Below are 21,032 nucleotides of genomic sequence, written 5' to 3'. Positions count from 1 at the left end.
CGCAGCATGTGTCCGGGTTCTGTGGGGGAGATGAGTTGGCTTCGACGACCGAGGGGTTCGTGCGTCGTGCGCGGATCGCCATGCCGCGTACGCCGGGCGGCGAGTTGACGATCGCACCACCGCCGGACGTTCCCCGGGTGGTCCCCGGGAATCTGTTGATGAAACTGCTGCCGGTCGTCATGATCGTGGCGGTCGTCGGCATGCTGGCGTTGATGTTCGCGACCGGCGGTCGCAACATTCTCAGCAATCCGCTCTTCATGATGTTTCCGCTGATGATGCTCATGTCCATGTTCGGCATGTTCGCCGCGGGTGGTCGCGGAGGCGGTAAGCGGGCCGCGGAACTCAACGAGGAGCGCAAGGACTACTTCAGATACCTCGGGCAACTGCGTGACCAGGTCCGCGACACCGTCGACGCGCAACGCGCAGCGCTGACCTGGAGCCATCCCGACCCGCGCACACTGCCGACGCTGATCGGTACACGTCGGATGTGGGAACGACGGCCGTCTGATCCCGACTTCGCACACGTCCGGATCGGTGTCGGCGCGCATGGACTCGCGACACGCCTGATGCCGCCCGAGACCGGTCCGCCCGAAGACCTCGAACCTGTCTCGATGGTCGCGTTACGTCGTTTTGTGCGAACGCATTCCGTCGTTCACCGATTACCGACGTCGATCTCGCTGCGCGGGTTCCCGGCGGTCAACATCGGCGGCGTCCGCGGAGAAACCCGCGAGGTGGTGCGCGCCCTCGTGGCAGAACTGTGTGTGTTTCACGGTCCGGACCATCTGCGGATCGCGATCGTCACCGCCGACCCCGTCGGCGAGGCATGGGACTGGACGAAATGGCTTCCCCACGTGGGACATCCGAGCCTTCGTGACGGATTGGGGCCGCTGCGTATGGTCTTCGAGTCGCTCGCCGACCTGGAGACGTCGCTTGCGGCGGAACTACTCGATCGCGGTCGATTCAGTCGCTCCGCACCGCCCGTGGCCGGGCGAGCGCACGTCGTCGTCATCATCGACGACGGCCACGTCGCCGGAGATGAGCGGCTGATCAACGATGCTGGTACCGAACAGGTGACCGTTCTCGATCTGTCTGCCCCGCCCGATGGACTGGCTGCACGGCGCGGACTCGAGTTGATGATTCGCGGCGGCAAGGTCTGTGCGCGTAGCGCTGTCGGCATCGAGGAGTTCGCCGACATGGATGGGTTGACGATCGCCGAAGCGGAGGCCATCGCACGCAAACTCGCTCGCTACCATGTGGCAACCGCGGCGAGCATGGCCAACCTGGACTCCGAGGCGACAGCAGGCGATCCGGGACTGCCCGCTCTTCTCGGCATCGACGACGTTGCTCGCTTCGATCCGAGCGTGCAGTGGCGCGGTCGGACGGGTAAAGATCGCCTCCGTGTGCCGATCGGTTTCCAGCCGAACGGAACGCCTGTTGAACTCGACATCAAAGAGAGCGCACACGGAGGCACCGGACCGCACGGATTATGTATCGGCGCAACGGGTTCGGGAAAGTCCGAGTTTCTGCGCACGCTTGTCGTATCCATGTTGGCAACACACTCGCCTGCCGAACTCAACCTCGTTCTCGTCGACTTCAAAGGCGGGGCGACGTTCCTGGGCCTCGAGTCGGCGCCGCACGTTGCGGCGATCATCACCAACCTCGAGCAAGAACTGGCAATGGTCGACCGGATGAAGGACGCTCTCTCCGGTGAGATGACTCGTCGACAGGAGGTGCTCCGCGCCTCGGGAAATTTCGCCAACGTTGCCGAGTATGAGCGTGCGCGCGCCTCGGGTGTGCGTCTCGAGCCGATGCCTGCACTCTTCATCATCGTCGACGAGTTTTCCGAATTGCTCTCCCAGAAACCGGATTTCGCGGAACTGTTCGTGGCGATCGGCCGTCTTGGGCGTTCGCTGCACATCCATCTGCTCCTGGCCTCGCAGAGGTTGGAGGAGGGCAAACTGCGTGGCCTCGACAGCCACCTGTCGTATCGCATCGGGCTGAAGACGTTCTCCGCCAACGAGTCGAGGTCGGTGCTCGGCGTTCCCGACGCCTATCACCTGCCGAGCGTCCCGGGCTCCGCCTACCTCAAATGCGACAGCGCCGAACCGATCAGATTCAACACCTCGTATGTGTCCGGCCCCTATCACTCGCCATCTGCCTACCTCGACGAGATCGATGTGGACTCCGATCGTCCGCGCGCCACGATGAGAATCTTCACGGCGCTGCCGGTCCCACTCGACGGTGCGGTTCACGGCCGTGCGGACGACGGCGATGGGGATTACGCAGTGGCCCGGCAGGGTTCGGTACTCGACGCCGCGCTGGCGCTGCTCGACGAGGAGCCGCCGAGAGCTGACTCGAACACCGCCGAGCTGGGAAAGGTAGACGGGGATGGGGCGGGCGAGTCCTGCGTCAACGGAAGCGTCGCTGCCGACGTCGTCGGGGTTGGTGTTCCGACGTTGCTGCAGACACTCGTCGGGAGAATCGCGGGGCACGGACCCGCAGCGCACGGTGTCTGGTTGCCTCCGCTCGACGACTCTCCGACAGTCGACGTACTCGTCGGTCGGGACGTGAATCAACCCGCTGCGCCAGGCACTCTCGTCGCTGCCGTCGGCATCGTCGACCGCCCGTACGACCAGCGTCGCGACCTGCTGCTGCTCGATCTGTCGGGCGGCGCAGGCAACGTCGCGGTTGTCGGTGGTCCACAATCGGGCAAGTCGACGACGCTGCGGACCCTGGTCATGTCGATGGCGGCAACGCATACACCCGAGCAGGTTCAGTTCTACTGCCTCGATTTCGGCGGTGGCAGCCTCGCGGGGCTGGCCGGAGTGCCGCACGTCGGGTCGGTGGCCTCGCGCGGCGATCTCGACGCGGTGCGACGCACGGTCGCCGAGGTGTCGGCGATCCTGCGTCGTCGCGAATTGTTGTTCGCGCGCTTGGGAATCGAGTCGATGCAGGACTTCCGCGCGCGTCGGGCGCAGTGGTTCGCCACCGGAGTCCTCGCCGACGACGACCCTCTCGGCGACGACCGGCACGGCGATGTGTTCCTCGTCTTCGACGGCATCGCGGTGCTCCGCGGCGAGTTCGACTTTCTCGACGAACAGATCAGCACCCTTGTCTCGCAGGGACTCTCGTACGGAGTCCACGTCGTCATCGCGGCGTCGAGGTGGGCAGAGGTCAAGCCTGCGATGCGCGACCTGATGGGCAGTCGGATCGAACTGCGGCTCGGCGACCCCAGTGACTCGACGATGGGCAGGCGCGCGGCGGCATCGGTGCCGCAGAATCGACCAGGACGCGGACTCACCGCACAGGAACTGCACATGCTCATCGCGTTGCCGAGGCTCGACGGGGTTTCCTCGGCGCAATCGCTACGCGCCGGTGTCGCTCACGCCGCGGAGAAGCTGCAGAACGCGTACGGAGCCGACCGGCAGGCCATGCCGGTGCGCAAACTCGGCACCGAGATCACCCGTGAGCGCGTCGACGAGTTGTTGACGGCGTCGTCGATCACGTTGGGGCCCAACCAGGTAGCGATAGGCGTCGGCGAACTCGAGCTTGCTCCCGTTGTCCTCGACTTCGGCGTCCAACCGCACTTCATGGTGTTCTCCGATGTCGAGCACGGCAAAACCAACGTGCTCAAGACGATCGTCACGGGGCTCGTGCGCAATTCGACGCCCGACGAGGTCAAGATCGTCCTCGTCGACTTCCGGCGCACGATGCTGGGCATCATCGAGGGCGAGCACCTGGCGGGCTACGCGAGCTCGACCGAGAACGCGGGATCGATGATGACCCAACTCGCGGGCTACTTCCGTGACCGGTTGCCACCGGAAGACCTGACCGTGCAGCAGCTGAAGGAACGTAGCTGGTGGTCGGGTCCCGACATCTACGTCATCATCGACGACTACGACATGGTGGCTACCGGCGCTCGGCATCCGATCGAACCGCTGGTCGAGATGGCGTCACACGCCCGCGACATCGGACTGCACATCGTGCTCGCCCGTCGGTCAGGTGGCGTCGGTCGGGCGATGTTCGACCCGGTGATCGCCCGGCTGAAGGACCTGTCGAGCGACGTCCTGCTGATGAGCGGCGACCGCGACGAGGGCTACATCGTCGGTCGATCCAGGATGCAGCAGCTCGTGCCGGGCCGCGGAGAACTCGTGTCGCGAGTCAGGCCGCAGGAAATGATCCAGGTGGCCCTCGAGGCGGATCAGTGAGCGTGACGATCCCACAGTCGGAACCGCTCGCCCCGGCCGCACCGACAGCTGCGCCGGTCGTCGTCGATCTCGCGTACGGCGAGGCCGTCGTCGACACCGCGAGCGGGCCGGGGCCCCTCGACGTCACCTTCTTGCTCGACCACATCGACGCGGCCGCGGTGACCGTAGCCGGCGAGTCGCGTGATGTCGGAGAGCTCTGGCGCGAGGTGCTGTGGAACATCGCTCGCAGCGTGAGCGATCGACCTCTCCTGATCGGCCACCCCAGCACCTGGGGTGCGGTGCGGTGCGGGGTTCTCGCGCGTGCGGCCGCGGGTATGCGCCCGCCTGCGAGTCTGATACCTCGCGCAGTTCTCGTGGCACGTAGTCACAGCGACACCGTGATGGGCAACTGTGTGGTCGTCGAGACGACACACCGCCCGAGCTATCCGGCCGACACGGTGCCACCGACCTGGGATGTTGCACGGTTGGTCCGCACCTCCGGGGGTTGGGTGATCGAACGCAGCGGCGTCATCACCCTGGATGACGACGCTCATGTGGGGGAGAAGATCGTCGCGCTCGTCGACGACTCGGTGGAGGCGGTATTCGTCGACGGTTCCGACCGGGATGAGGTACGCGCGGCGATCGAAGAGATCTGCGCGTATGCCGTTGCGGGACGGGTCGTGCCCGTCGATCGTGCACTTGTCCGTCGGCACGGAGCACGGACAGCTGTCGTCGCCCCGCTACCTGAGGCGATGGGCGACCAACCGGGGGACGCACGTGCACGCCAGTCGTTCGCGTGGCGATACCGACTGCCGATCGCGTGCTGTGCTCTGCTGGTCGTCGGTCTGGTGGTGCTCGGCGTCGTCGGATGGCGACACGACGCGCCGCAGGGGCCGACATACCGCGACGCCGTCGTCGGGCGCACCACGCTGTCGGTGCCGGCGGCCTGGCATCGCAGCGCGCCACCGATGCCAGGCGACCCGTCCGATCGTGGCACTGGCCAGGCCCGCAGTGTGTTCACCGATCCGGGGTCGGGTGGTCGGATTCTTCTGGTGCAGAGTGACGTGCGCTCGGCGTCGACGCTCGACTCGGTGGCGAACAGTTTGCGCAACCGGATCAGTCAGCGCGGCGACGACGTGGTGAGTGAGTTCTCGGCGTCGACGAGGTTCGGGGACCGCGAGGTGATCGCCTACCGCGAGGCACCCGCGTCGGGCTCGGCGATCCGCTGGTACGTGCTGGTCGACGACGATCTGCAGGTGAGTATCGGGTGCCAGGCCGGTTCTGCGGGAGAATCGGTCGACGCCCACTGTGCACGGGCTGTGTCGACGGCGAGGATCGTCCCGTGAGGCCACCAGCCGCGTTTTGACCCTGACCAGCGGCGTCGCGTACTCTGGATCGCTGGTGCGTGACACTTTCGTTCCTGCGTGGAGCAAGGTAGCAGAGCCCCGGGTCCCCACTGGTCGCCGGGAATCGTCTCCGTCTGCGCCCCTGACCAGCACCATCGACACAAGAGTTGAGGACCACCTGTGCCTACTTACACCCCGAAGGCCGGTGACATCACGCGTACGTGGCATGTCATCGACGCCAACGACGTGGTGCTCGGCCGGCTGGCCGTGCAGAGCGCGAACCTGCTCCGCGGCAAGCACAAGCCGACCTACGCACCCCACATGGATGGTGGCGACTTCGTCATCATCATCAACGCCGAGAAGGTCGCGCTGACCAGCAACAAGGCTGATCGCAAGCTGAACTACCGGCACTCCGGACATCCGGGTGGCCTCAAGGTGCAGACCACCGCTGAACTGCTCGAGTCGCACCCCGAGCGTGTCGTCGAGAAGGCGATCACGGGAATGCTGCCCCACACCAAGCTCGGCCGCGCCATGGCCTCGAAGCTCAAGGTGTACGCAGGCCCGAACCATCCCCACGCGGCCCAGCGCCCCGTCCCCTTCGAGATCAAGCAGGTGGCCCAGTGAGCAACGAGAACATCAGCGACGAGGCTGTGGAAAACGCAGTCGAGAACGCCGCCGAGGCGCAGGCCGCTGCCGGTGACAACACCGCTGCCGCAGAGGGCGCTGTCGAAGCTGCCGTCGAGGCCGCTGTCGAGCTCGAGCAGGCCGCAGATGATTACGACACCGAGGCACCCGCTGCCGCCGAGGTCACGATCGATCGTGGTCCCGTGGTCATCGACCGTCCGATCCAGACCGTCGGTCGCCGCAAGGAGGCCGTGGTCCGCGTCCGCATGCTGCCCGGTTCGGGTGGATTCACCCTCAACGGCCGCAGCCTCGAGGACTACTTCCCCAACAAGGTTCACCAGCAGCTCATCAAGGCTCCGCTGGTGACCGTCGAGCGCACCGAGTCGTTCGACATCTACGCCAAGCTCGTCGGCGGCGGCCCCTCGGGCCAGGCCGGTGCGCTGCGTCTCGCGATCGCCCGTGCCCTCATCGAGGTCACCCCTGAGGATCGTCCGGCACTCAAGAAGGCCGGCTTCCTGACTCGCGACCCGCGTGCGGTCGAGCGCAAGAAGTACGGCCTGAAGAAGGCCCGCAAGGCGTCGCAGTACTCCAAGCGCTGACTTGGCACGCCTTTTCGGTACCGACGGCGTCCGAGGCCTGGCCAACGACCAACTCACCGCAGAGTTGGCGTTGCGCCTGGCCTCGGCCGCCGCGGTCGTTCTCGGAGACCTTTCCACATCCCGCGACAGCACCACAGGCTTCCGGCCCCAGGTGGTCGTCGGTCGTGATCCGCGTGCGTCGAGCGAGATGCTAGAAGCCGCGGTCTGCGCCGGACTCGCCTCGGTCGGCGCCGACGCCATCCGCGTCGGTGTGCTGCCGACGCCCGCCGTCGCCTTCCTGACCGGCGACTACGACGCGACGTTCGGTGTGATGATCTCGGCGTCGCACAATCCGATGCCCGACAACGGCATCAAGTTCTTCGGCGCGGGCGGACACAAGCTCGACGACGAGGTCGAAGACCGGATCGAAGCCGTGATGACCTCCGGCGACGTTCCCCATCCCACCGGTGCGGGCGTTGGTCGTCTACGCGAGGCACCCGACGCCGGTGCCCGCTACGCGGCGCATCTCGCCGCGGCCATCGACGCGCGACTCGACGGACTCAACGTCGTCGTCGACTGCGCGAATGGTGCTGCGGCACAGGTGGGTCCGCAAGTGTTCGCCAGTGCTGGTGCCACCGTCACCACCATCCACGCCGAACCCGACGGCATCAACATCAACGCCGACTGCGGCTCGACGCACATGGAGAAGTTGCAGGCGGCCGTTCTGGAACACGGCGCCGACCTCGGCATCGCGTTCGACGGCGACGCCGACCGATGCCTCGCAGTCGACTCGACCGGACAACTGGTCGACGGCGACGCGATCATGGCCATTCTCGCCACCGCACTGCATGCCCGCGGCCGACTCGTCGACGACGTGCTGGTCGCCACCGTGATGAGCAACCTCGGTCTGCACATCGCCATGCGCGAAGCAAGAATCGAGGTGCGTACCACCGCTGTTGGTGATCGGTACGTACTCGAGGAACTGCGACGCGGAGGCTATTCGCTCGGTGGAGAGCAGTCCGGTCACATCGTCTACCCGCAGTCGGGAACGACCGGCGACGGCATCCTCACCGGGTTGCTGCTGATGGAGCAGATCGTCAGGTCGGGCAAGCGTCTGGCCGAACTGGCGTCGATCGTCACCGTGCTGCCGCAGGAACTCATCAACGTTCGGGTCGCCGACAAGCACGCGGTCGCGATCGCCGACTCGGTGCGCGACGCCGTCGAGGTGGCCGAGCAGGAGTTGGGATCGACAGGACGAGTTCTGTTGCGTCCCTCGGGAACCGAGCAACTCGTTCGCGTCATGGTCGAGGCACCGACACCCGAACTCGCACGCGGCGTCGCCGAGCGGATCGCCTCGGTCGTCGCCGAAGCAGGCTCATCGGAGTCTGTTGGTGCGTCAGCGCGGTCGGAGTAGGGACGTCGGTGACGCGATGAGCAGCACTCCCAAGGCGGTCCTGTTCGACTTCTCGGGGACACTGTTCCGCTTCACCGACCAGCCTGAATGGTTTGCCGACCTCCACGACGAGAACGGTCAACCACTGCACCTCGACCACCAGATGGAACTCATCCGTCGGATGACGCAGCCCGTCGGACTTCCCGCCGCCGTCGAAGACGACGATCGAATCTCCTGGGAGAGAAGGGATCTCGATCCGGCCGAGCATCGTCGTGCTTATCTGGCGATCCTGCGGGCGTCGGGATTGACGGTTCCCGGTCAGGCGGAGTCGCTCTATGAACGGGTGCTCGACCCGGCGTCGTGGGAGCCGTTCGACGACACCGCGACGGTCTTGCGGGGCCTGAAGTCGGCGGCCGTTCCGGTCGGCATCGTCAGCAACATCGCCTTCGACGTCCGCAAAGTGCTCGAGCGCGTCGGCCTGCGTGATCTTGTCGACGCGTACGCACTCTCGTACGAGGTCGGCGCGATCAAGCCCAATCCGAGGATCTTCGAGGCTGCCCTCGACGAACTCGGTGTCGCGGGCTACGACGCCCTGATGATCGGCGACAGCTCCGAAGCCGACGGCGGGGCGACGCGCATCGGTAGCGCGTTCGAACTCGTGCACGACGTCCCGCCGCAGCAACGCCCGACAGCCCTGGTCGACGCCGTGGAGCGGCACGGAATCGCTGTGTCGTAGCGTTCGGCGACCTCGTCGACCGCAACTGTTGCTGAGTGAATGTCGGCTGGTACCGAGAAAATGTGGGCGAACATGGAACCCGCGGCGTGTTCTCACCGTCTAGACTTCAACGCCACACGTAGATAGCCGCATATCGGGCACCCGAACGAGGTGTCCGACGCTATCTCGACAGCGCAGGCGGCAGACGGGTGGGACTGTGTCAGAAGTGAGTTCGCGGGCGTCGGGAGACCATCTCCGCGTCGACCTCGATCAGGTGCACGGGGTGGTCTCGTTCTATCGGCGCGCGTCGTCGGTCGTCGCCGCCGCCGCATCCGACATGGAGTCGGCGGCCTTCGGCCGGTGGTGTTCCGGTGAGGCGTACGCGACGCTGGCCGAACGCTACGTCGCGATGGGCGACCGTCTCGCACAACGACTTCGGACGCAATCCATCGCTGCGGCCGACCTCGCGGACACGCTCGAGCAGGGGATGAGTCGCCTCGACGACGCCGATGCCGAGCTCGCGCCCGTGATCCGACGAGCCGCCGGCGGTCATTCAGGGACTGTGCGCCCGGCGGGAGTCGGCGAGTGACGCACGCGATGGAGGAAGTGCCGGAGGGTCTACCCGTCCTACGGGAGCAAGCGATCGCGAGGATCGGCGACCTGGTCACGCTCATGGGTGTCGGCCGGTCACTCGGGATCGACGTTCCCGCCGACGACGAGCTGCGAGAACCGTTGGCGCGCATCGGACAATTCGACGTCGCCGCACTCGCCGACGACGCGCATCGGCTGGCGGCGGCACATCGCGCAGTCGCCGAGCAACTGCACTGCCTGCCCGAGCAGCAGATCAGACTCGACGACGGGTGGTCGAGCGCATCGGGCGACGCCGCGACCGCGCTCCTCGTCGCACATCAGCGCCGCGCCGAGTCGGATCTCGGTGTGCTGCGCACCCTGTCGGAGTCGACGAGCAGTGCGGCGTCGGGAATCGATCGTCTCTTGCGAACCTGGTACGTCACGGTCGCGCGTTGCTCGTCTCCCATCATCGCGGGCGTCCCGATCGCCGAGCTGCCCGCAGCGGTCCTCACCGGGGCGGTTCCGCTCTCGCTCGTGGCGGCCGACATCGCGTCGCGGGCGCGACTGTTTCTCGACACCGCCGACACGACAGTCCGCACGGTCGACGAGATCCTCCACACGCTCAACCGGGCGACCGAGGGCCTCGACGTCGAGACGTACCCCGATCGCGAGCGCGGCCGCGCCGACGTGAATCATCCTGTACCACAACAGATGTCGGTTGACTTCTCGGACGGCCAACCCGCAGGGCGAGCCCATGACGACAGCGACGGTGAGCGGAGTCGCGCGCCTGAGGGGGAGATCGAGCCGCCCGATCGCGCCGTCGACCACGAGAACGTCGACGTTCCGCTGACGCTGCCGCAACCCGAGAGTTCTCGATCCGACAGCCCACCCAGCCGGGATCAGACCGACACGGCGCCCGCTTCCCAACCGCCCCCGACGTCGCGAGACTACGTCGATTCCGGCGCAGACCTGGCACTGGCAGGAGACCAATGAGCCTTGCGGATCAGATCGACGCGATCACTCGCGGCGCAACCGAATCGATCGTCGTGGCGTCGCGCGAGTTCACCGCGACGCAGGCCGAATTGGCGAGCACACTCGCCGAGCATCGACGACGATCGGGATCACAGACGGCCCGGATGCGCGAACAACTCGTCGACGATGCCGACGAGGCTGACGCGCTTCCCCGGCTGCTGCTGCCGGCAGATCTGGCCGAGGCGAGTCCACATTCTCCCCCTGAGGCGCTTTCGGGTGGTGTGACGACATAGGCTGAGCAACGTGGCTCGGAAAAAGCGCGTCTCCACGAAGTCCCCCGACAAGTTGTCCAAGCAGCTTGCCCGGCGAGGTCCGCACAAGGTGCTGCGTGGCGACCTCGGCATCGTCGGAATGCCCGGCCATGTCTTCACACCCGCCGACGCCGGTCGGTACCCGGCTATCGCGTTCGGTCACGGGTGGCTCACCAGCGCCAACCGCTACCGCTCGCTGCTCTATCACTTCGCGTCGTGGGGGATCGTCGTCGCCGCTCCCGACGACCAGAAGCGCGTGATGGCGTCCGACATCGGGCTCGCGGCCGACCTGAGGGCAGCGGCGTCGATCGTCAGCAACTACTCGCTAGGCACCGGCGAGATCACCGTCGACCGTGACCGGATCGGCTTTGTCGGGCACGGTTTCGGCGCGTCCGCGGCCATCATCGCCGCGGGCGATCAGCAACTGCTCGGGCAGGAAGCGCCGGATGCGCGCGGCGTCGTCGCGCTGTTCCCCGCTCCAACGACGCAGGCACTGCCGCAGGCAGCGAAGACCGCAACTGCTCCGTGCCTGCTGCTCACCGGCGCCGGAGATCTCGACAACGTCGACGCCAACGCGCTCGCGCTGGCTCGAGATTATGCGGGAGATGTGTCATTGCGCACCATCCCCAAGGCGACCCGTGCAGGCATCGTCGAGCGGCCGTCGGTCAAGTCGCTACTCGGGTTCGCCGCGGTCGACCGTAAGTCTCATTCGGCCGTACGTGCGATGAGCACGGGATTTCTGCTGTACACCCTCACCGGTGACCCTCAGTACGCCGCTTTTGCCGACGCCGAGGCGCAGATCGGCAAGACGACGGTCGTCGAGCTCGACGACGTGCCCGAGGAGCGCCTCGATTCGGTATCGCGATTGCTCGGCGCCAAGTCGGGCGGCGGGGCTCGTCAATTGCTCGCAAAATCCCCGGTACGCTGAACATCTATGTGTGGAATCGTCGGATACGTGGGCAGGCGCGAAGCCCTCGACATCGTTGTCGAGGCGCTGCGTCGAATGGAGTACCGCGGATATGACTCGGCGGGTGTCGCCATTCTCGACGGGCACGGTCACACGACCGTCGAGAAGAAGGCAGGCCGACTCGAGAACCTGGACAAGCAGATCGCCGCGGTCGGTCGGGAAGCCCTGACGGGCACCACCGGGATGGGGCACACGCGCTGGGCGACGCACGGTCAGCCGACCGATCGCAACGCGCACCCCCATGTGAGCACCGACGGCAAGATCGCCGTCGTGCACAACGGGATCATCGAGAACTACGCTCCGCTGCGCGCCCAACTCGAGGCCGAGGGCATCGAGTTCACCTCCGACACCGACACCGAGACCGCGGTGCACCTCGTCGAGCGTGAGTACAACTCCGGCCCGACCGCAGGCGACTTCGTCGCGAGCGCATACGCAGCGCTGCGTCGACTCGACGGTGCGTTCACGCTGGTCTTCACGCATTCCGACCACCCCGACACGATCGTCGCGGCGCGTCGGTCGACGCCGCTGGTCGTCGGCGTGGGCAAGAACGAGATGTTCGTCGCGTCCGACGTCACCGCTTTCATCGAGCACACGCGCGACGCCGTCGAACTCGGCCAGGACGAGGTCGTGGTGATCACCGCCGAGAGCTACACGATCACCGACTTCGACCAGAACCCTCGCCCCGGCAAGCCGTTCCACATCGACTGGGATCTCGCGGCCGCTGAGAAGGGTGGCTACGACTACTTCATGCTCAAGGAGATCGCCGAGCAGCCCCGCGCGCTCGCCGACACCCTGCTCGGGCATCTGGAGAACGGTCGCATCGTGCTCGACGAGCAGCGCCTGTCCGACGACGACCTGCGCGACGTCGACAAGGTGTTCGTCGTGGCGTGCGGTACCGCGTATCACGCGGGCATGCTCGCCAAGTACGCGATCGAGCACTGGACCCGCCTGCCCGTCGAGGTCGAGTTGGCCAGCGAGTTCCGCTATCGCGATCCGGTCCTCGACCGCCAGACCCTCGTCGTCGCCATCTCCCAGTCGGGCGAGACCGCCGACACGCTGGAAGCGGTCCGGCACGCCAAGGATCAGAAGGCTCGGGTCCTGGCTATCTGTAACACCAACGGTGCGCAGATCCCGCGTGAATCCGACGCCGTGCTTTACACGCACGCCGGGCCCGAGATCGGCGTCGCGTCGACCAAGTGCTTCCTTGCGCAGATCGCCGCGGCATATCTTGTTGGTCTCGCGTTGGCGCAGGCCAGGGGCACAAAGTATGCCGATGAGGTCGCTCGTGAGTTCGGTGCGATGGAAGCCATGGTCGATGCGGTCCGCGCGGTGCTTGACACCATGGAGCCCGTCCGCGATCTCGCCCGGTCGCTCGCCGATCGCGGCACGGTCCTGTTCATCGGTCGCCACGTCGGCTATCCGGTGGCGCTCGAGGGGGCGCTCAAGCTCAAGGAACTCGCCTACATGCACGCGGAGGGATTCGCTGCCGGTGAGCTCAAGCACGGCCCGATCGCGCTGATCGAAGACGGACTGCCGGTCATCGTCGTGATGCCTCAGGCCGACGGTCGCGCGGTGCTGCACTCCAAGATGGTCAGCAACATCCGCGAGATCCAGGCGCGGGGTGCACGGACCATCGTGATCGCCGAAACCGACGACGAGTCGGCACGTGCCGTCGCCGATCACTTCATCCCGATCCCGAAGACGCCGACGCTGCTGCAGCCGCTGGTGTCGACCATCCCGCTGCAGGTTTTCGCGGCGAGCGTCGCGCAGGCTCGCGGCTACGACGTCGACAAGCCGCGTAACCTCGCCAAGTCGGTCACCGTCGAGTAGGTCCTGATGCCGGTCAGCTACCTCACCGCCGACGCCGTCCGCGCCGCGGAACGCGCGACAGGGGAGTTGCTGACCAACGGGACTCTGATGCGTCGCGCCTCTCACGGTGTGGCTCAGGTGGTGGCCGCGCTTCTCACAGAACGCACGAACGGTGTGGTGGGGCGAGCCGTCGGCATCGTGGTCGGAGCTGGCGACAACGGCGGTGACGCACTCTACGCAGGCGCCGAACTGGCCAGACGAGGCGCTGCGGTCAGCGCGACGCTGCTCGCACCCGACAAAGCGCATGCCGGCGGGTTGGCTGCGTTTCGACGTGCGGGTGGTCGGGTCGTCGACCCGCTGCCCAGTTCGCTCGACGTCGTCGTCGACGGTGTCGTGGGGATTGGTGGGCACGGGCCGCTACGGCCTGCCGCTGCAATGGTGTTCGCGTCCGTCGATCCGCTGACGCCGATCGTGGCCGTCGACCTTCCCTCTGGTGTCGACGCCGACACCGGGCAGGTCAACCAGCCCGCTGTGCGCGCCGACGTCACCGTCACGTTCGGGGTGAGACGACACGCGCACCTGCTCGCAGCACCACAATGCGGGCGCGTAGAACTCGTCGACATCGGTCTTGCCGAGGACCCGGAAGGTGCGCCGCTGGTGTCGACGCCTCCGACGGGGCCGCGACTGTACTCACTCACCGACACCGAGATCGCCGACGCCTGGCCGGTCCCCGGACCGCACGACGACAAGTACACGCAGGGCGTCGTCGGAGTGATCGCGGGATCGCATCGGTATCCGGGCGCGGGCATCCTGTGCACGGGAGCCGCGGTGACCGCGACGTCGGGGATGACGCGCTACGTCGGGTCGGCGCACGCCGAGGTGGTCGAGCACTTTCCGGAGGTCGTCGCGGTACCGGACTTCGCCGACGCCGGGCGTGTGCAGGCGTGGATCGTCGGACCGGGAGCCGGAACAGACGACGCTGCTCTGGACCTCCTTGGGAAGATCCTCGCCACCGAACTGCCGGTCCTCGTCGATGCGGACGGGCTGACCGTCCTGTCCGAGCACCCAGACTTGGTTCGTGGACGCGAGGCGCCGACACTGCTGACACCGCATGCGGGCGAATTCGCACGCCTCACCGGCGAGGAGGTGGGTGCCGACCGCCTCGGGGCGGTGGCGGGACTCGCTCAGCGCTGGGGAGTGACGGTATTGCTGAAGGGGCGCATCACGCTGGTCGCGGAGCCCGACGGCACCGTGTTCGGCAACGACGCCGGGTCGTCTTGGGCGGCGACAGCAGGAGCGGGAGACGTGTTGTCGGGCATCGCGGGTGCGCTGCTCGCGGCGGGTCTGCCGCCGATCTGGGCGGGTGCCGCAGCAGCGAGGGTGCATGCCCAGGCAGCGGCGCTGGCCAGCGGCGGAGCGCCGATCGGGGCGTCGAATCTGCTGGCTGCGCTACGGCCCGCCCTGCGCACGTTGCTGGTCTGAGGGAGCCCGCAGCCCTGGCTGGTCAGGGAGCTTGCCAAAGGTCTGGCCCTCGCTAGATCTGGCCCTCGCTAGAAATGCAGGTAGTAGGTAAGGACTGCATGCCCGATCAGATTGAGTGCTGTCACCACCCACGCCGTGACGATCGCCCAGGGCTCGTCCACGTGTCGTATCTGCGCGACGACGGTGAGCGCGAGTGCCGCGAGCGTCATGATGCCCGAAGCGATGAGGCCCGCTGCGACCGCCAACAGAGCGACTCCGACATACCCTATGGCGTTGCCGGCTTCGGCGCCGCTGATGGTGAGGACAAATCCGAATAGCCCCGCGAGTCCGGCTAGCGGCAAGACGCCGATCGAGACCACGTTGAGAACGAATGACCAGGTGAGCACAGCCTTGCTCGGCTGAGCGGCTCCGACAATCGGCGTCGGGTACGAACTGGGGTGGAAGGGTACGAATGTCATCAGGACCTCCAGTGAGCGGGGAGTGGGGTATCGGCGTGAGCGCCACGGTCCAGTTCACTCGCCGGTCGCCGCGTGCGGATGCGGGTGATTACTCACGTGCATGGTGGGAATCGCTCGAGTGTGCCGCCGACCACTCCGTCGGATCTGGGACAATGGACGCGATGACCTCATATGACTCGATGCCCGATGCGCCGGGGGCTGCCGAGACCAGCCTGCCCGCAGCGCTGACGGCGTTCATCGACCTCGACGCGATCGCCCACAACGTGGGTGTTGTCCGCGCGGCGGCCGGTACGGACGTGATCGCCGTGGTGAAAGCAAATGGCTACGGCCACGGTGCCGTGCCCGTGGCGCGCGCCGCGCTGGCAGCGGGTGCCGCCGAACTCGGGGTCGCCCACATCGGCGAGGCGCTGGCACTGCGCGAGGCGGGCATCGACGCGCACATCACGGCGTGGCTGCACACCAACCACGCGCCGTTCGACGCCGCGATCGCCGCTGACATCGACGTCGCGCTGTCGTCGCGGCGTCAACTCGCCCTGGTTGCCGACGCCGCGCGACGTCTGGGACGAACCGCCACCGTGACCGCCAAGGTCGACACCGGTCTCAACCGCAGCGGTGTCGCCGTAGACGAATGGGCCGACTTCGCCGACGACCTCGCCAAAGCGAAGGCCGACGGGGCCGTCCGGGTTCGGGCGATCATGTGTCATCTCGTACGCGGCGACGAACCCGAGCATCCGCTGAACTCGCAGCAGGCCGAACGCCTCGATGCCGCTGCCGCCGATCTCGTTCGGCTCGGAAGTCCCGCGGAGGTGATGCACATCGCCAATTCGCCTGCCGCACTCACACGTCCGGACCTGGCACGTGACCTCGTTCGGCCAGGCATCGCGCTCTACGGATGCACTCCGATTCCCGAGCGCGGCGACTTCGGGTTGATACCGGCGATGACGTTGCGCGCCGAGGTTGCGCTCGTCAAGAATCTTGCTGCGGGACAGGGTGTTTCGTACAACCATCACTGGACGTCGGATCGCGACACGGTGATCGCGGTCGTTCCTGCGGGCTACGCGGACGGTGTGCCGAGGCTGCTGTCCAACCAGATGCACGTGCAGGTGAACGGTCGGGGCTTCCCGCAGGTCGGTCGAGTGTGCATGGACCAGTTCGTCATCGACCTCGGACCAGACGGCGGTGGGGTCGCCGAGGGCGATGTCGTCGAGTTGTTCGGCGCCGGAACGCGCGGCGCTCCCATCGCGCGTGACTGGGCCGATCAGATCGGCACCATCGACTACGAGATCGTCACCGGCATCGGCGCTCGTGCGCATCGACAGTACGTCGGTGGCGCAGCCTCGGACGACAGCGCGGAGCAGCGGTGAAGCCGTACGAACGGCTAGGCCTCATGGCAGGTCTCGGGGGACTCGGAGCGCTCGGCGGATTAGCCGCAGCCGGTGCAGGGCGTGCGTTGTCGCGTCGTCGTGTCGACTCACTCGACGATCCCTACGCGGGAATCGATTTCACCGCCATCTACTCCGACGAGCCGTCGACGGTCACCACCGACGACGGGCTGGCCCTCGCGGTGCGCACCGTCGACCTCGGGGGCATCGCGCCCGGTGAGAAGCCGGAGCTGACAGTGCTGTTCGTGCACGGCTTCAGTCTTCGAATGGCGTCGTGGCACTTTCAGAGATTCGACCTCGCCGAGCACTGGGCCCAACGGCGAATCCGGTTGGTGTTCTTCGATCATCGTGGGCACGGGAAGTCCGACGCCGCGCCCCCCGACACCTGCACGATCGCGCAACTCTCCGACGACGTCGCCGCCGTGATGCGGACCGTCGCGCCGTCGGGTCCTGTTGTGCTGTGCGGACATTCGATGGGCGGCATGTCGATCATGGCGCTCGCACGACGCCACTCGGAGCTCTTCGGCCCCGATGGACCCGTGGCAGGGGTCGCGCTCGTCGCCACCGCCGCACGTGGACTGACCGATGCAGGTCTCGCACGCGGGTTGCGCAACCCACTCGTCGACGCGTTCCGCGCCACCGTTCGTCACACCCCGCGCGTGATCCAAGCCGGTCGCGAGCTCACCAGGCTGGTCCTCGAGCCGGTTCTCTTTTCCGCGAGTTTCGGACCCGACTTTCACAGCCCCGCGCTTGGGCGGGCTGTGGAGAAGATGATCCAGAACACGCCGATCTCCACGGTCGTGAGCTTCCTGAACGCGTTGGAGCACCACGACGAATCGATGGGCCTGCCCGTCATCGCCGCGGTCCCGACGGCAGTCGTCTGTGGGACCGCCGACCAGATGACACCGCTGCCCAACTCGTTGCACATGTTCGGCGACCTCGGCGACGACTCCCGCCTCGACATCGTCGACGGCGCGGGCCACATGGTCCTGATGGAGCAGCCCGACCGGGTGACCGACGCCATCGCCGACCTCGTCGAACGGTCGCGGGCAGCACGTCCGCAGCCGCGTCGTCGTCGAATCCCGTTGTTGGGCAGGCGACGATGACCGACACCGACAGTGTCCATACCCGTGAGCTGCCTGATGTCGCCGACACCGAGGCGTTGGGAGCCGAACTCGCACATGGCCTCTCGGCGGGTGACGTCGTCATCCTCGACGGGCCGCTCGGGGCGGGTAAGACGGCACTGGCGCGCGGTATCGCCGCGGGTCTCGATGTGGTTGGCCGGGTGTCGTCGCCGACCTTCATCATCGCTCGCGAACACAAACCCGGGTCGCCCGACCGTCCGGGGATGGTGCATGTCGACGCGTACCGGCTCGGTGGCCTCGACGAACTCGACGCGCTCGACCTCGACACCGATCTCACGGACGCGGTGGTCGTCGTCGAATGGGGCGAGGGCGTCGCGGAGCGTCTCGCAGACCGGCACCTGCTGGTGCGCTTACGGCGCGATCCCGATACCGATGTCCGTCACGCACAATGGAGTTGGATAGATGGATGAGATGACGGTGCTCGTCATCGACACCGCGACCGATGTCGTGGTGACCGGTGTCGGGACGGTCGACGGGAGTGGCGTCCGTGTGCTGGCCGACCGTGCGACTGCCGACCACCGGCGGCACGCCGAAGTGCTGACGACACTGATATTGGGGGCGCTTGACGAGGCGGGCGTGGGCCGCGACGGACTCGACGCTGTCGTGGTCGGTTGTGGCCCAGGACCTTTCACGGGTCTCCGGGTCGGTATGGCGACCGGGGCCGGATTCGGTGACGCGCGCGGTCTTCCGGTGTACGGGGTCTGCTCGCTCGACGCGATCGCGGCCGACGCCGCACAACACTCTCCGGCCGGATCGTCGATGGTTGTGGTGACCGACGCGCGACGCCGCGAGGTGTACTGGGCGCGCTACCGCGATGGTGCGCGGATCAGTGGTCCCGAAGTGTCGGCACCCGCGGTGGTCGCCGAATCGCTTGCGGCGCAACAGGTCGACGTGGCAGCAGGCTCACCGAGTCATCTCGAACTGTGCGGGTGGCAGGGACAGCCGTCGCTGGTGAGTACACCGACGGTGCGCGGCCTGTTCCTGGCAAGTGCGGGCGACGTCGTGGCGGGCGTGGCGCCGGGACCGCTCGTCCCGCTCTATCTCCGCCGCCCCGATGCCGTCGAACGAAAAGACCAGCGCGCCAAGGCGGTGACCCCGAGGTGACCACTCACGAACTGCTGATCGATCGCCTCGACTACTCGGATATCCCACGGTGCGCGATGCTCGAGCGCGAGATGTTCGTCGGCGATTCACCGTGGCCCGCAACCGCATTCCGTGCCGAGCTCAACGCGCCGTACAACCGGTACTTCGCGGCGCGCGAGACACCCGGTGGTGACGTCGTCGGATACGCGGGCATCTCGACGCTGGGCGGCGAGGGGAACTTCGAGTGTGAGATCCACACCATCGCCGTCGCGCCCAGTCATCGTGGACTCGGCTACGGACGCGCACTGCTCCACGTGATGCTCGACGTCGCCGATGCCGCGGACGCCCCGGTCTACCTCGAGGTCAGGACCGACAACGACACGGCCATCGCGCTGTACGAACGCAACGGCTTCGTCCGACGTGGAGTACGCCGCAACTACTATCAGCCCTCCGGCGCCGACGCTTACACGATGGCGCGTCCCTCGGTGTCGGGGCGTGGAGGTGATCCCACATGATCGTGATGGGCGTGGAGAGTTCGTGTGACGAAACCGGAGTCGGGATCGTCGAATGGACGCCGGGTGAGGGTGACGGGCCCGGCGCGGTGACGCTGCTGGCCGACGAGGTGGCCTCGAGTGTCGACGAGCACGCACGCTTCGGGGGAGTGGTGCCCGAGATCGCCTCGCGTGCCCACTTGGAAGCGATCGTGCCTGCCATGCAGCGGGCGCGTGAAGCCGCCGGGATCGTCAAGCCGGATGCCATCGCCGTCACCATCGGGCCGGGCCTCGCGGGCGCGCTGCTCGTCGGAGTTGCTGCGGCCAAGGCGTATTCGCTGGCGTGGGATGTACCGCTCTATGCGATGAATCATCTCGGCGGGCACGTCGCCGTCGACACACTCGAACACGGGCCGATGCCCGAATGCGTCGCACTCCTCGTCTCGGGTGGCCACACCCATCTCCTGCACGTCACCGATCTCGCCGACCCCATCGTCGAACTCGGCACCACGGTCGACGACGCTGCCGGCGAAGCCTTCGACAAGGTGGCGCGTCTGCTCGACCTCGGGTTCCCCGGCGGTCCCGCGCTGGACAAGGCTGCGGCGCAGGGAGATCCACACGCGATCGAGTTCCCACGTGGCATGACCGGGCCGCGCGATTCGCGCTATGACTTCTCCTTCTCCGGCGTCAAGACGGCGGTGGCCCGGTACGTGGAGAAATGCCGCCGCGACGGCGTCGACGTCCCGGTTGCCGATATCGCTGCGTCGTTTCAGGAAGCTGTGGCAGATGTGTTGACGCTCAAGGCAGTTCGCGCCTGCACGGATCTCGGCGTGGATACCCTGGTGCTCGGCGGCGGCGCGACCGCCAACTCTCGGATTCGGTCGCTGGCGCGAGAACGTTGTGCCGCAGCCGGAATCACGCTGCGCGTGCCGAAGCCGCGCCTGTGTACAGACAACGGCGTCATGATCGCCACGCTGGGAGCACACGTCATTGCGGGTGGTGCGCAGCCGTCACCGCTGACGGTTGCCACCGACCCGGGGCTGAGTGTGCAGGTGTCGCAAGAGCGCTGATCAGCCCTCGCGCAACAGTTGCGGGCACCCGTCGGTGAGCGACGCGAGAGTCTCGCGTTGCGTCGGGCGCGCCTGCGCATACCGTTGCTCGCCGGAGGCGGTCAGGGTGGCGAAAACCGAACGTCGATCTGAGGAACACATCGTGCGGGCGACCAGACCGTCCTTCTCGAGTCGTCCGACCACGCGGGAGAGGGCGCTCTGGCTCAAGTGCACTCCGCCTGCGAGTTCGCTCATCCGTGCCTGATGGTCGTCGGCCTCTGCGAGCAACTCGAGCACCTCGAACTCACTCGATGACAGTCCGTGCTTGGCCTGCAGTTCACGATCGAGACTGCACAGGACTTTGTTGTATCGGATCGAGAGATCGCGCCACGCGGCAGCCAACTGGTCCTGAGAAGCCACCGCCTTGGTCATGACCCGCATCCTACCCTGCAAGTGCAATATATGCTCAG

Annotated in this window: 20 protein-coding genes; 18 read left to right on the top strand and 2 right to left on the bottom strand. The window is 66.9% G+C overall.

Annotated elements, in window-relative coordinates:
- The first annotated feature begins 35 nt into the window (after positions 1-35).
- From eccCa to B3T59_RS23275, 12 genes are all read left to right on the top strand, one after another.
- The gene (gene eccCa, locus B3T59_RS23330) at positions 36-4,208 is read left to right on the top strand and encodes a type VII secretion protein EccCa (RefSeq protein WP_287005261.1); all 4,173 of its coding nucleotides are present in this window, start codon (positions 36-38) and stop codon (positions 4,206-4,208) included.
- A gap of 2 nt (positions 4,209-4,210) precedes the next feature.
- Complete coding sequence (locus B3T59_RS23325) at positions 4,211-5,533, top strand: type VII secretion-associated protein (protein ID WP_287005260.1); 1,323 nt, start codon at positions 4,211-4,213, stop codon at positions 5,531-5,533.
- A 180-nt stretch (positions 5,534-5,713) separates the two neighbouring features.
- Positions 5,714-6,157, top strand: coding sequence for a 50S ribosomal protein L13 (rplM, locus tag B3T59_RS23320; protein ID WP_005174183.1), 444 nt, complete (start codon positions 5,714-5,716; stop codon positions 6,155-6,157).
- The gene (rpsI, locus tag B3T59_RS23315) at positions 6,154-6,756 is read left to right on the top strand and encodes a 30S ribosomal protein S9 (RefSeq protein WP_005207958.1); all 603 of its coding nucleotides are present in this window, start codon (positions 6,154-6,156) and stop codon (positions 6,754-6,756) included. Before rplM ends, rpsI begins: the two co-directional genes overlap by 4 nt.
- A gap of 1 nt (position 6,757) precedes the next feature.
- Positions 6,758-8,149 (top strand): phosphoglucosamine mutase, encoded by a 1,392-nt coding sequence (gene glmM / locus B3T59_RS23310; protein WP_005207959.1) that lies wholly within the window; start codon positions 6,758-6,760, stop codon positions 8,147-8,149.
- Positions 8,150-8,165: 16 nt separating this feature from the next.
- On the top strand, positions 8,166-8,864 hold the full coding sequence (locus tag B3T59_RS23305; protein WP_064863673.1) for an HAD family hydrolase: 699 nt from the start codon (positions 8,166-8,168) through the stop codon (positions 8,862-8,864).
- 205 nt (positions 8,865-9,069) lie between these two features.
- Complete coding sequence (locus tag B3T59_RS23300; RefSeq protein WP_141630930.1) at positions 9,070-9,432, top strand: hypothetical protein; 363 nt, start codon at positions 9,070-9,072, stop codon at positions 9,430-9,432.
- Positions 9,429-10,406: a hypothetical protein gene (locus B3T59_RS23295; RefSeq protein WP_005207962.1), complete on the top strand. Its 978-nt coding sequence runs from the start codon at positions 9,429-9,431 to the stop codon at positions 10,404-10,406. The genes B3T59_RS23300 and B3T59_RS23295 overlap by 4 nt, the downstream gene beginning before the upstream one ends.
- On the top strand, positions 10,403-10,678 hold the full coding sequence (locus B3T59_RS23290; RefSeq protein ID WP_005207963.1) for a hypothetical protein: 276 nt from the start codon (positions 10,403-10,405) through the stop codon (positions 10,676-10,678). Before B3T59_RS23295 ends, B3T59_RS23290 begins: the two co-directional genes overlap by 4 nt.
- A 10-nt stretch (positions 10,679-10,688) precedes the next feature.
- A complete protein-coding gene (locus B3T59_RS23285) occupies positions 10,689-11,624 on the top strand; it encodes a dienelactone hydrolase family protein (RefSeq protein WP_005207964.1) in 936 nt (311 codons plus the stop codon).
- Between the two features lie 6 nt (positions 11,625-11,630).
- Complete coding sequence (gene glmS, locus B3T59_RS23280) at positions 11,631-13,493, top strand: glutamine--fructose-6-phosphate transaminase (isomerizing) (RefSeq protein ID WP_287005259.1); 1,863 nt, start codon at positions 11,631-11,633, stop codon at positions 13,491-13,493.
- Between the two features lie 6 nt (positions 13,494-13,499).
- Entirely contained in the window at positions 13,500-14,954 is a 1,455-nt protein-coding gene (locus B3T59_RS23275) for a bifunctional ADP-dependent NAD(P)H-hydrate dehydratase/NAD(P)H-hydrate epimerase (protein ID WP_005207966.1), read from the top strand.
- Positions 14,955-15,022: 68 nt separating this feature from the next.
- On the opposite strand, the gene B3T59_RS23270 is transcribed toward B3T59_RS23275, so the two are convergent.
- Positions 15,023-15,412 carry a hypothetical protein gene (locus B3T59_RS23270; protein WP_267625786.1) on the bottom strand — a complete coding sequence of 130 codons (390 nt, stop codon included), beginning with the start codon at positions 15,410-15,412 and terminating at the stop codon, positions 15,023-15,025.
- Positions 15,413-15,573: 161 nt separating this feature from the next.
- On the opposite strand from B3T59_RS23270, the gene alr reads away from it, so the two are divergent.
- From alr to tsaD, 6 genes are read left to right on the top strand one after another with little or no spacing between them, the layout of a single operon-like run.
- A complete protein-coding gene (gene alr, locus B3T59_RS23265; protein WP_287005258.1) occupies positions 15,574-16,776 on the top strand; it encodes an alanine racemase in 1,203 nt (400 codons plus the stop codon).
- Positions 16,773-17,900, top strand: coding sequence for an alpha/beta fold hydrolase (locus tag B3T59_RS23260; RefSeq protein WP_064863632.1), 1,128 nt, complete (start codon positions 16,773-16,775; stop codon positions 17,898-17,900). Before alr ends, B3T59_RS23260 begins: the two co-directional genes overlap by 4 nt.
- A complete protein-coding gene (gene tsaE, locus B3T59_RS23255) occupies positions 17,897-18,349 on the top strand; it encodes a tRNA (adenosine(37)-N6)-threonylcarbamoyltransferase complex ATPase subunit type 1 TsaE (RefSeq protein ID WP_287005257.1) in 453 nt (150 codons plus the stop codon). Before B3T59_RS23260 ends, tsaE begins: the two co-directional genes overlap by 4 nt.
- Entirely contained in the window at positions 18,342-19,043 is a 702-nt protein-coding gene (tsaB, locus tag B3T59_RS23250; RefSeq protein ID WP_287005256.1) for a tRNA (adenosine(37)-N6)-threonylcarbamoyltransferase complex dimerization subunit type 1 TsaB, read from the top strand. The genes tsaE and tsaB overlap by 8 nt, the downstream gene beginning before the upstream one ends.
- Positions 19,040-19,537: a ribosomal protein S18-alanine N-acetyltransferase gene (gene rimI / locus B3T59_RS23245; RefSeq protein WP_287005255.1), complete on the top strand. Its 498-nt coding sequence runs from the start codon at positions 19,040-19,042 to the stop codon at positions 19,535-19,537. The genes tsaB and rimI overlap by 4 nt, the downstream gene beginning before the upstream one ends.
- On the top strand, positions 19,534-20,583 hold the full coding sequence (gene tsaD, locus B3T59_RS23240; RefSeq protein ID WP_064863636.1) for a tRNA (adenosine(37)-N6)-threonylcarbamoyltransferase complex transferase subunit TsaD: 1,050 nt from the start codon (positions 19,534-19,536) through the stop codon (positions 20,581-20,583). Before rimI ends, tsaD begins: the two co-directional genes overlap by 4 nt.
- Here the strand turns inward: tsaD and B3T59_RS23235 are convergent, their stop codons facing one another.
- Positions 20,584-20,994: a MarR family winged helix-turn-helix transcriptional regulator gene (locus B3T59_RS23235; RefSeq protein ID WP_064863675.1), complete on the bottom strand. Its 411-nt coding sequence runs from the start codon at positions 20,992-20,994 to the stop codon at positions 20,584-20,586.
- Positions 20,995-21,032 lie beyond the last annotated feature (38 nt).

This window comes from Gordonia sp. UBA7860 (assembly GCF_002500165.1).
GTDB classification, from domain to species: domain Bacteria; phylum Actinomycetota; class Actinomycetes; order Mycobacteriales; family Mycobacteriaceae; genus Gordonia; species Gordonia sputi.
This window is presented reverse-complemented; position numbering and strand designations above follow the sequence as displayed.

Coding starts and splice junctions, on each gene's coding strand:
- B3T59_RS23305 (WP_064863673.1), top strand. CDS start 8,166: ATGAGCAGCACTCCCAAGGCGGTCCTGTTCGACTTCTCGGGGACACTG.
- B3T59_RS23290 (WP_005207963.1), top strand. CDS start 10,403: ATGAGCCTTGCGGATCAGATCGACGCGATCACTCGCGGCGCAACCGAA.
- glmS (WP_287005259.1), top strand. CDS start 11,631: ATGTGTGGAATCGTCGGATACGTGGGCAGGCGCGAAGCCCTCGACATC.
- B3T59_RS23275 (WP_005207966.1), top strand. CDS start 13,500: ATGCCGGTCAGCTACCTCACCGCCGACGCCGTCCGCGCCGCGGAACGC.
- B3T59_RS23270 (WP_267625786.1), bottom strand. CDS start 15,412: ATGACATTCGTACCCTTCCACCCCAGTTCGTACCCGACGCCGATTGTC.
- alr (WP_287005258.1), top strand. CDS start 15,574: ATGACCTCATATGACTCGATGCCCGATGCGCCGGGGGCTGCCGAGACC.
- tsaE (WP_287005257.1), top strand. CDS start 17,897: ATGACCGACACCGACAGTGTCCATACCCGTGAGCTGCCTGATGTCGCC.
- tsaB (WP_287005256.1), top strand. CDS start 18,342: ATGGATGAGATGACGGTGCTCGTCATCGACACCGCGACCGATGTCGTG.
- tsaD (WP_064863636.1), top strand. CDS start 19,534: ATGATCGTGATGGGCGTGGAGAGTTCGTGTGACGAAACCGGAGTCGGG.
- B3T59_RS23235 (WP_064863675.1), bottom strand. CDS start 20,994: ATGACCAAGGCGGTGGCTTCTCAGGACCAGTTGGCTGCCGCGTGGCGC.